This is a genomic window from Vibrio sp. LaRot3, from assembly GCF_027587025.1.
Classification (GTDB): Bacteria; Pseudomonadota; Gammaproteobacteria; order Enterobacterales; family Vibrionaceae; genus Vibrio.
Window position 1 is genome coordinate 681,695 of the sequence record NZ_JAPPTI010000001.1, and the last position, 9,910, is coordinate 691,604.

General features: G+C 43.0%; 10 protein-coding genes. 6 read left to right on the forward strand and 4 right to left on the reverse strand.

Annotation, left to right across the window (positions count from 1 at the left end; all coding sequences use genetic code 11):
* Positions 1-75: 75 nt before the first annotated feature.
* Both OH461_RS03225 and OH461_RS03230 read right to left on the reverse strand, forming a co-directional pair.
* The gene (locus OH461_RS03225) at positions 76-522 is read right to left on the reverse strand and encodes a hypothetical protein (protein WP_270019187.1); all 447 of its coding nucleotides are present in this window, start codon (positions 520-522) and stop codon (positions 76-78) included.
* Positions 519-1,856: an MATE family efflux transporter gene (locus OH461_RS03230; protein WP_270019188.1), complete on the reverse strand. Its 1,338-nt coding sequence runs from the start codon at positions 1,854-1,856 to the stop codon at positions 519-521. Before OH461_RS03230 ends, OH461_RS03225 begins: the two co-directional genes overlap by 4 nt.
* Positions 1,857-2,127: 271 nt before the next feature.
* On the opposite strand from OH461_RS03230, the gene OH461_RS03235 reads away from it, so the two are divergent.
* The 5 genes from OH461_RS03235 (at position 2,128) to OH461_RS03255 (ending at position 5,504) form a co-directional block, all read left to right on the forward strand.
* Positions 2,128-2,613 carry a hypothetical protein gene (locus tag OH461_RS03235; RefSeq protein ID WP_270019189.1) on the forward strand — a complete coding sequence of 162 codons (486 nt, stop codon included), beginning with the start codon at positions 2,128-2,130 and terminating at the stop codon, positions 2,611-2,613.
* 54 nt (positions 2,614-2,667) lie between these two features.
* Complete coding sequence (locus tag OH461_RS03240) at positions 2,668-3,360, forward strand: DUF4336 domain-containing protein (RefSeq protein ID WP_270019190.1); 693 nt, start codon at positions 2,668-2,670, stop codon at positions 3,358-3,360.
* A 284-nt stretch (positions 3,361-3,644) separates the two neighbouring features.
* The gene (locus OH461_RS03245; protein WP_270019191.1) at positions 3,645-4,193 is read left to right on the forward strand and encodes a GNAT family N-acetyltransferase; all 549 of its coding nucleotides are present in this window, start codon (positions 3,645-3,647) and stop codon (positions 4,191-4,193) included.
* A gap of 117 nt (positions 4,194-4,310) precedes the next feature.
* Complete coding sequence (locus OH461_RS03250) at positions 4,311-4,937, forward strand: sugar O-acetyltransferase (protein WP_270019192.1); 627 nt, start codon at positions 4,311-4,313, stop codon at positions 4,935-4,937.
* Positions 4,938-5,066: 129 nt separating this feature from the next.
* A complete protein-coding gene (locus tag OH461_RS03255; protein WP_270019193.1) occupies positions 5,067-5,504 on the forward strand; it encodes a hypothetical protein in 438 nt (145 codons plus the stop codon).
* 33 nt (positions 5,505-5,537) lie between these two features.
* Here OH461_RS03255 and OH461_RS03260 read toward each other — a convergent pair whose 3' ends face one another.
* The gene (locus OH461_RS03260) at positions 5,538-6,020 is read right to left on the reverse strand and encodes a hypothetical protein (RefSeq protein ID WP_270019194.1); all 483 of its coding nucleotides are present in this window, start codon (positions 6,018-6,020) and stop codon (positions 5,538-5,540) included.
* A gap of 192 nt (positions 6,021-6,212) precedes the next feature.
* On the reverse strand, positions 6,213-7,775 hold the full coding sequence (locus tag OH461_RS03265) for a hypothetical protein (protein WP_270019195.1): 1,563 nt from the start codon (positions 7,773-7,775) through the stop codon (positions 6,213-6,215).
* A gap of 427 nt (positions 7,776-8,202) precedes the next feature.
* On the opposite strand from OH461_RS03265, the gene OH461_RS03270 reads away from it, so the two are divergent.
* Positions 8,203-9,900 carry a ShlB/FhaC/HecB family hemolysin secretion/activation protein gene (locus tag OH461_RS03270; RefSeq protein ID WP_270019196.1) on the forward strand — a complete coding sequence of 566 codons (1,698 nt, stop codon included), beginning with the start codon at positions 8,203-8,205 and terminating at the stop codon, positions 9,898-9,900.
* Positions 9,901-9,910 lie beyond the last annotated feature (10 nt).

Below are 9,910 nucleotides of genomic sequence, written 5' to 3' on the forward strand. Positions count from 1 at the left end.
TGAATTAGAAATGACTTTTTGGAACTGGGCGACAGAGTCAAAAATCTTAACTTGATCTTAATGGAATCAGAGGCGTTAAGGGAGCTGAATACCGGCTATTGCAAAGCGGGCATAAGGATCGCGGGTGGTACTGGTATACCACTCCTTTGGCATTGAATCCGCAAGGCCAAGCTGGCGTAAGGTTTGTTTTTGTTGTTTGGTAATGACAGCAAAATCAAGCAGGCTATCAAGGACTCGACGCGTCGACTGTCGGTTTAATTCACCATCGCGCTCATAGCGTTTTAGCTCGCCAATAATAACGGTTAAGGGCACGATAGGCTCAAGTTCCGCATGTTTAATCGATGTGCAGCCATCGGCTTTTGCTGCAGATAAACGTGCGGTTTCCCAATCCGGTTTACCTTGCTTTGATAGGTAGCCTTCGCGAAAGCAATAATAGTTAAATAGAAACCGCTCGACCATTACCCAACGCTGGGCTGAAAGCTCTAGCCATAGGTGTTCAAACTCGATATCCAAATCAGTCATGAGTTAGCCTGCACATGGCTTATTGGTTGATGTTTATGCAGTGCTTTTAACAGCAAGGCCAGTAGCATAATGCCTGTTGCTCCTAGCCCAATACCGATCCCTGCCCAGATGCCCATGAGATCGAAGTGACTTGCGAGCCACCAAGCGGCAGGTATGCCAATTACCCAGTAGCCGATAGCAGTAATTATCGTTGGACCGACGACGATTTTCATACCTCGAAGTAGGTTGATGGCGAGTAACTGCCATGCGTCGACAATAAATGATAGCGCAACCACCCACAGAACGCTGGCGAGCAGTGTGGTGAGCGCATTATCAAGGCTAAATAGGTTGGCAATAAATTGCGGCCAAATGATAAAACCTGCGGCGATGATGATGCTGATGACTGAGGTTAAAAAGAAGCTGCGTTTTACCGTCAGCTTAATTGCAGGGTAATCTTCCGCGCCATATTGCTGTCCGACTAAAATCGCCGCCGCTTGCGAGAAACCAAAATTGACATTCCACGTAAAGCTTAAACATTGTAGCAGTATTTGATGTAGCGCTAATGAAGCAACGCCAATCATACCTGCCATTAATGTTCCGCCGTAAATTAGGCCGTGTTCTAACAGCGCCGCAAGTGCGATAGGTAGCCCCATGCCCAGTAGCGGCAGCATGGAAGAAAAAGAGTATTCATGAAGGTTGAGCCAAGGTGCAAATTCTTTGTACTCGTCGCGGCTAAATACCCAGCAGGCGTAAAGCACAGTTGTGATGGCAGCAGCTAATGCAGTGCCAGCCCCTAGACCAGATAACCCGAAACCAAAGTTAAATGCGAGCACGTAGCTGATGGGTACATTGAGTAACACCGTCGCGACAGAGACCACCATAATGGAACGAACATTACCAAAGGCGCTGGTGAGACCTCTCAATACCAACATTAGGAGGGACGGAAGCATAGCCCATTTTAATGCGCCAATATATTGCATTGCAGGGTCAATGAGTTCGGTTGGCTGTTTGGCCAACGTCAGTAATTCTGGAGCCCATATAAAGCTGATGGTCAGCAGTGAAGAAAGAATAACGGATAGCAGTACTGCGCCTTTAACGTTGAGGCGGATTTGTTGATTACCAAAGTCAGGGCGAGCGACCCTCTGACCATAGGCAATTGCAATGAGGTTTGCGACACAGCCGATAGTGCTTCCGGCAATAATAAACACAAAGGTATAAATAGATGCCCCTAAACCGCCTGCGGCGAGAGCCGCGATGCTCAGTTGGGACATCATCCAGACATCAGTAAGCACTAATGCCATAGCAATCAGTTGAGAGATGATCAGTGGGAAAGCGAGTGAAAGTATTTTATTCAAAGGATTGCTCTAAGATTAGTGAATTATTTTGTCTACTTTTTGAGACATTTAACTGCATTCTGCGCTGTGATTCAAATGACTTTTATCCTAAATTTTGTTCGCTTTTCATTCTGCGGGAATCAAGCCGGCTTAGGCTGTTCTCCACGCTTGGTATTGTCTTGGTAGTTATACGGTAAACTGAGGGTTTTAGGGGGTTCGGTAGAAGTGTAAATTGACGTTGTCAACCATTTCTATAATGGATGCTATATGCTAAACCGGTTATTTTTTCGACATGCGTCTATTAATTGGCCACGAGTTAGTAAAAGCGCTTGCTGAGTTCGGGCTCAATATTGATCCTTATCACGATTTTGAATTCGATACAGTTAAGGACAACGTAATGGAATCGCCGTTTGACCACCAAACTCAGCAAGATATTGGTGATCGGCAAGTGATAGCACTGATGTGCGTCGGTGGCTTTACTTCAAGTTTGCTCGCGCGAGCAATGCAAAATTATTTTGATCAACACCAACTGCCTTATTACGTGATGTATTCTGCAGTGACGCTATTGTCTACCCCAAGTTTCTTGGAGGATTTTGGGCGAAAAGTGTCTCTCGTGATGCTCTCTCCTCAGGTCCATTATCATTTTGATGAGGCGAAACAAGCGCTGAGTTTCTATGATATTCCGGTACGTAAAATTGATAAGCAGGACTATTGCCAAATTGATTATCAAAGAGTGTCAGAAGTGGCGTTAGACAACTTACGCTTAATCTCAGTCTAGTGGGGCGTCTGGCCTCACTGATAAGCGATGATTAGGCTTTGAAAGGAGGTTTGAATGCAGCAGCTCGATAACAATGTATGGATAGTGGAAGGAGAAGTGGTTTCGTTTTACTCATTTCCTTTCTCGACCAGAATGACCATTGTTCGTCTAGACGATGGCCGTTTATGGATTCACAGCCCTATTCGGATAAGCGATGAACTCCAGCATCGTATTGATAAACTGGGAACGGTAGCCTTTCTCGTTGCTCCAAACCATTTACACCATCTGTTTCTACGCGAGTGGCAAGTTGCTTACCCATTAGCAATGACACTCGGCACTCAGCAAGTCATCAATAAACGAAAAGATCTTAAGTTTGATCGCGTGTTAGATAGCGATACGTTATTACCATGGGGAGAGTCGATATCCCATCTGTTTTTCACAGGTTCGCCAGCGATGCAAGAGAGCATTTTCTTCCATCAGCCATCATCCACTTTGATTGTTACCGATCTGATTGAAAACTTTGAACCAAGTAAACTCACTCCGTTTCAACGGTGTGTTGGCAGATTAGTGGGGATTGTTGCACCAAATGGAAAAATGCCGATTGATTGGCGGTTCACCTTTTCGTTTAGTAAGCGAGAGGCGAGGGAACATGTCAGCGCGATTTTAGCGTGGCAGCCAAAACGCATTGTGATGTCCCATGGCAATATTGTTGAACAAGACGCGGTTGCCTTTTTAACGCGTTCTTTCAGTTGGTTGAATCCACTATAAACCGGCCTAATTTTAGATGATTTACGCATGGCATTTTTTTGGCGTGTCAAAAGGGTTACGCTATTGAGTGCTTGCCATGAAAACGGTGGTAACTTATGTGTGTAGAGTCCCTTTTTTGGACTTCAATTAACATTTTTCCTCAGTATTAATACAAGTCACTGATATGATAATGATATTAAAGCAGTTTCATTTAATTGCTTGTTTGGGCTGGTGTTGTTTCTAATACGAAAGTGCATGAGAAAGCAAACCGCGGCCTATTCATTGTTAAATTAGGTAGGGCTCGGATGCTGGAAACAAAAAGACTGATACTTCGACAATGGGAAGATGAGGACTATCCTCATTTTGCGCGCATGTGCGCTGACCCAATGACGATGAAATTCTTCCCGAAGCCACTTTCTGCACAAGAGAGTAATGAATTAGCGGATAAAATTCGCTCCTCAATTGATGAAAATGGATGGGGTTTGTGGGCGGTTGAACATAAAGCGACGTCTCAGTTTATCGGCTTTGTCGGTCTGCATTATCAAGATAAGAACAGTGGGTTACCGAATGCGCCATTTGTAGAAATAGGTTGGCGTTTATCCAAATCTCACTGGCATAAAGGTTACGCAACAGAAGCGGCGGAACAAGCATTGCGCTATGCGTTTTACGTACTTGATTTTGATCAGGTGTATTCATTTACAGCAAAAACAAACTTACCTTCACAAGAAGTCATGACCCGTTTAGGGATGGTCAACACCTGTAACGACTTCATTCACCCTCGACTACCAGAAGAACACGAGCTTGCGCCACATTGCTTGTACCAAATAGAGCGCGAAAGGTTCTTATCTCTGTAATCTGAATGAGCGACTAACGCTGTTTTTGGTGTTAGTCGCATCTCATCGCTCCTTATGCTTGTTTTTTGTTCGTTTTCATTACACTGAGGACTAAATCAAACATAAGGTAGCCAACTGATGTCTGTTCAACACAAAATCCATAGCCAACAAATCTACTGCTGCGCAGACAGTGCGCTCATCGAAGAGCAAAAAGCCTGTATGGAGCGCCTTTATGACTATAACCAATCACGACCTTCAGAAACGGAAAAGAGGGGCCAGCTTCTGCACGATATCTTAGCCAGTGCAGGTAAAGATTGTTACGTTGAGCCGCCGTTAAGAGCAAACTGGGGGAGACATACATCTGTTGGTGACTATTTTTACGCTAACTTTAATCTTACTTTGGTCGATGATACCTATATCACCATCGGCAATTACGTAATGATTGGCCCAAATGTGACATTATCGACGGCCGGTCATCCCATAGACCCTGATACTCGCAAACGAGCGGCTCAATTTAATATCCCCATCGTTATTCAAGATAATGTGTGGATAGGTGCGAATGTGGTGGTATTGCCAGGGGTGACGATCGGAGAAAACAGCGTAATAGGCGCTGGCAGCATTGTGACGAAAGATGTCCCAGCCAATGTGGTGGCGGTTGGTAATCCTTGTAAGGTACTGCGAGAGATTGGTGAGAGGGATAAGCAGTTCTACTACCGAGATAAGCGCTTCGACCCAGAATCGCTAATCAACCAAACAGAGAGCTAGGCCGCAAATTTTTGTGGATGATTTATAAAATTCGCTTGGATGCTGTGGCATAATCCTTTTTTATTATTTCTATCAATGATTTGGACTAATCTAAATAGAGTCATTCTGACCAATTACTAAGGATTACGTATGAAAAAGGTATTTACCGCAGCGGCATTAGCTCTGTCTTGTGCTCTCGTTGCACCTGTTCAAGCGAATGTTAATGATCTCTCTATCTGCTTAGCAGACTCGCTGAATGGAAAAGAGCGTAAACAGCTTGCGACGTGGGTCTTTTATGCAATGGCAGCTCATCCTGAGTTGAAAGAGTTTGCGACAGTAAGTCAAGATAGCCGTCTCGAAATGGATAAGAGTGTGGCGAAGTTGATGACACGCTTACTGACAAAAGATTGTTCTGAGCAAGTGGTGACCGCAATGCACCAAGATCCGTTAGCGATTCAACGAGCGTTTGAGTTTGTTGGCCAAGTAGCGATGCAAGAATTGTTGGCAGACCAATCGGTGACGAGCTCAATCTCTAACTATGCGCATTATGTTGATCAAGAAGCCATCGCAAGTATGTTTACCAAATAATGAGATAAACAAGCGGACTAAGAAATGGCTGAGTTAGCCGTGGTTTGGATCGTTTTCAAACAGTAGCGCGAGATCGTTTGGCAGCAAAAAGGCATTGTTTTCAACAATGTTCTGCCAAACTTCTTCCTCATCCAATTGGCTAATCTCTTCTTTTGCTTTTACAAAGCCGCCGTAATCCCCATCATTAGTTTGAAAAATTACCATATATTTAAGTTTATGGCCATCTTCATAGACTTTCTTGATACTGATTTCTTGGGCGATGTCTTTGGCTGGAAAGTACTCAAAAGTGAATTTACGATTGGTTCTTAATACGTAGTGGCCTATGGTTTCATTAAGAGGAATTCCTCGAAAGGCTGTGGTAAATGCAAGTGATTGACAGCCACCGAGCGAACTGGCTTTCTCTCTTATAAAGAAACACATGGTGTATTTCGCAGGGCAGCTCTCAAAGCCGGGTTCAGCGACGCAAATTGCGTGCGGGCCAGCTTGTATTACAGCGGCTTGGTGGTAATCAGTCATTGGTTGTTGGTATTAATAAAGTCGTTTAATTTGCAACTTAGCGTCAACGTGCTGTTTTATCAATCAATAACTGCCATTCGCGAGACGTAACCCGCGAGTCGGGGTGTAGAGTAGGGTGTGAAGGTTACTCGATAGGTTGAGAGCAGCGATTTCACTGCTCTCTTTATTTAGGGTCTTTGGCTTAATGGAGAGTTAATTGGTTGGTTTCGGGCTCGCAATAAACAGCTTCTTCTCCCAGTAGCGCGAGTAAAGCACATAAGGGACATTACCGATTCGAAACGCATACGGTCTTACTGCATCTTCAATAGGCACAATTCGTTCTAACCGTTTCTCTAGTAAATCTGCTCGCCAAATGCAGGCATAAGCCGATGAGTTATCGAAGTAAAACTCGTAGTTGTCGATACCCCACCCAAGATTGTTAATCACCCAACCGTTGTAGACATCATCGATGATAATTGAATCGTGTTGGTTGCTCTCAACTTTTAGGGCACTGTCACTGGCCGTAATATAAGCTTTGCCATCAGAAGATGGGACAAAATCGCTCGCATAACCTGTGATCTTGTTAGGCGGGTTATCGGTGGGTAGCGCTTTAATCTCGTCTTGGCCAAGGTCGATTTCCCACGCGTCTAGTCGGTCATCATAATAGGTTAGGTAGACTTTAGAACCTGAAACAGCGGATACTTGAACATCGGCTGGCATGGTATATAACAAAGACTCTTCACCAGTCAGTAAATCTAACTGACGTATCTCAGGAGAGGAAACTCGAGAAAATATCACTTTCACTTGGCCATCGTATTGCGCGACAACATAGCTGGTGGAGGATGAGAAAGATTGCTCGGTGACCAATTCTTTCCCGTACCAAGTGGCGTTAGAGTTTACAGTGAAATCGGACGCGACGTGCGATTTCATCTTCTCCATATATTCTTGCGAGGCTTGAGCGCCTTTATCCGCAATAATCAAACTCATCCCTTTATTGATGGCTTTAACCTGCGCCAGTTGTTGCGGGCTTGGCTGAGCGTTCCTTGCGGTAAGGTACTCAATCGGTTTATCTGCGGGTTGAAGTGTCTCTGAGCCTTTTGGGTTAAACAAGTTTGCTAATATCACCGGCTTATCTTCATCGAGGAAGAGTAGTCGTGTTTGCTCGCCTTCAATAGCTTGGTCGGTTTTTATGGTTACTTTATCTAAGCCGCCAGTTTCGTTTTTCACCAATAGATGTAATTGCTCGTTAGGCTTGAGGGTCTTAGGACCAATACATTCCACGTTCTGATAGCCTGCGAAACGAGCTTGCCAGCTCACGGGTAGGGTGAGCATCGATTTGTCGTGAGCGCAGCTACTGCGAGAAAAATATTGTTCAGTTTGTTTCTCTAGTTGCTGGACTGAACAAAGGCTAAGGTTAGTTTGAAAGGCGCGTTCTAGACCCTCGGTTCGGTTATTCGAGCTTGCTTGAATAAGTTCTGACGCTTGGTTACACCGTTCCGCTTTTTCAAACTTGGTCGCAACCAATGCATAGTCGCTTAGCAGCCATAACGCTTGCTCACTTGCTAATGCACCAAATTGATTAGGGCAGGCGTCAGTATATAAATAGAGCGCATAGTACGCTGCGTCGTAGTCTTTTCTTTGGTAATGGTCGAGAAACAGAGCCCTTGCTTTTTCCGTCGCTTGGTTACTGCATTCTAGAATCGGTTCAGCGGAATAGGCTGAAAAGCTTGATGCGATTAGAGCGAGCGCACCCAAGCGAAATAGCGAATTTTTCATAATGGTAGGATTTGTTTTAATAAGATCAGTAACATACCACATCTCATAATTGAAACAATTTATCACTTCAAGATTTATAGCAAAGATGACGAATTTTCTCTCTGTTGATGTGTTTGTAAGATGAGCTATCTAAGAAAAATAAGTTTCAATAATTTATATAAAACGTCGGTCTGAAAACTTGCTCTGGTTATTGCAGGGTGTCATTTTGTTTATTTGAATTCAATTATCGATCATGATTGCTGAGAGTATTGTTAATAACAGCAATGTAATTGATAATAATATTTTAAATTGTTTTTACGACGAGTGTTGGAAATTTGAGGTGTAGGGTGTAGGCGAATTAGACATACGTCATTTAGTTTATATTAGTTGTATTGCAATGAACTTTAGTAGTAATTAGCCTGGATAATTATTCATAAGATAAATGTATGTGAAATCTGTGATTGATTGGTTAATGCCCAAGCGTTCAAGCTGTTTGTCTACTTATTTAGTGGTTTGTTTTTTTTCGTCAAGTGCGTTTAGTGCATCTGTTGCATTATTGTCGCCTAATGCTCGAGACCAAATTGAGCAAGAACAAGCTGAGCGATTAAAGAATATTGAAAGCTCGGAACAAGATATTGAACGCTTAAACACCTTTGAACCACTACCAGAATTACCTTCTCAAGATAGTCATCAATGCTTTGAAATAAAAGAAATCGAGTTTAAAGGTAGTACGCTATTTTCAAGTGAAGAACTTCTTGAACTAATAGAATTTGTTCCTTCGTGCTTATCTATTACCGATATTAACGAATACTTAAGAGTAATAACTAATGAATACATTTCGTTAGGCTATGTTACTTCACGGGCATTTTTAGCACCGCAGGATTTGAGTGATGGTGTTCTTGAGCTAATCATTATCGAAGGTCAAGTAGAGAAGGGAATGTTGAATGGGAAAGAACAAGGCGCGATTACTCAAGCATATCCAGTTAAGGCTGGAGATTTACTAAACCTGAGAGACATCGAACAAGCACTTGACCAAATTAACCGATTGCAACGTTATAACGCGCAAATTCAAATTGTTCCTTCAGAACAACAAGGCTTTAGTGTTGTTGAAATTAAGAGTACTGAAGGAAAACCTTGGTTTGTTAGTGTTGGTTACAATAACGGTGGTTCTGAAAATACAGGGGAGCAGCAGGTTAGTGGATATTTTGAAACAGGAGATCTTCTTAATCTCTTAGAGAAGTGGACTCTTTCTGGAAGTAAGAGCGCGGAGTCTTCAGATCTTTTTGATTCAGAAAGTTTGAATTTTTCTTTAGATATTCCATATGGTTACTGGAATGCTAGTTATCGTTCCTCATACTCTTCTTATCTTACTTCATTTGAACACAATGGTTTCCTGATAGATTCATCTGGTCGGACAAATACTCACAATGTCGGGCTCAACTACCTGCTATTTCGTGATAACAAAAGTAAAGCCAAAATTACGACAACTTTAAGTCATCGCAGAGACAAAAACTTCATGATGGGTTCGCTTATTGAGGCCAGCAGCAGAAACTTATCTCATGGAATGGCGGGTATGGAATATAGCTCTCGAATCGGGAGTGGTTTTATCACTCTTTACCCACAGCTATTTTGGGGGACTGATTGGTTTGGCGGAGAAGAAAGCTTAAGTAATGATGATCGGTTACCTCAAGCTGAGTTTTTCAAAGGAGCGTTAACGACAAGTTACAGCACTCAGCTCGTGTCAAGTTTGGGATATAGAACTACGCTATTTGGTCAGTGGAGTAATGATACTTTGTACGGAAGTCAAAGGATTAGCATCGGTGGTCAGTACTCAGTTCGTGGCTTTAAGAATGCCTCAATATCTGGAGACCAAGGTTATTACTGGCGGAACGAACTTAGTTACTCGTTTGGTCAGGTGGGTATTATTGGTGATGTCAGGTTAGAACTTGCTATAGATACTGGCGCAATAGTAAAAGATAAGCACGATCAGTATGAGCAAGGTTCGCTTATTGGTAGTGCCCTCGCCATTAAAACACGAAATAAATACGTTAGTACTCAATTGTCTATAGGGGCTCCTATAGATCATCCAGATCGTCTGAATCCAGACGATTACTCGCTAAATTACACCATCGACATTTCATTTTAATTTAAACAGG

Coding starts and splice junctions, on each gene's coding strand:
- OH461_RS03225 (WP_270019187.1), bottom strand. CDS start 522: ATGACTGATTTGGATATCGAGTTTGAACACCTATGGCTAGAGCTTTCA.
- OH461_RS03235 (WP_270019189.1), top strand. CDS start 2,128: ATGCGTCTATTAATTGGCCACGAGTTAGTAAAAGCGCTTGCTGAGTTC.
- OH461_RS03240 (WP_270019190.1), top strand. CDS start 2,668: ATGCAGCAGCTCGATAACAATGTATGGATAGTGGAAGGAGAAGTGGTT.
- OH461_RS03245 (WP_270019191.1), top strand. CDS start 3,645: ATGCTGGAAACAAAAAGACTGATACTTCGACAATGGGAAGATGAGGAC.
- OH461_RS03250 (WP_270019192.1), top strand. CDS start 4,311: ATGTCTGTTCAACACAAAATCCATAGCCAACAAATCTACTGCTGCGCA.
- OH461_RS03255 (WP_270019193.1), top strand. CDS start 5,067: ATGAAAAAGGTATTTACCGCAGCGGCATTAGCTCTGTCTTGTGCTCTC.
- OH461_RS03260 (WP_270019194.1), bottom strand. CDS start 6,020: ATGACTGATTACCACCAAGCCGCTGTAATACAAGCTGGCCCGCACGCA.
- OH461_RS03265 (WP_270019195.1), bottom strand. CDS start 7,775: ATGAAAAATTCGCTATTTCGCTTGGGTGCGCTCGCTCTAATCGCATCA.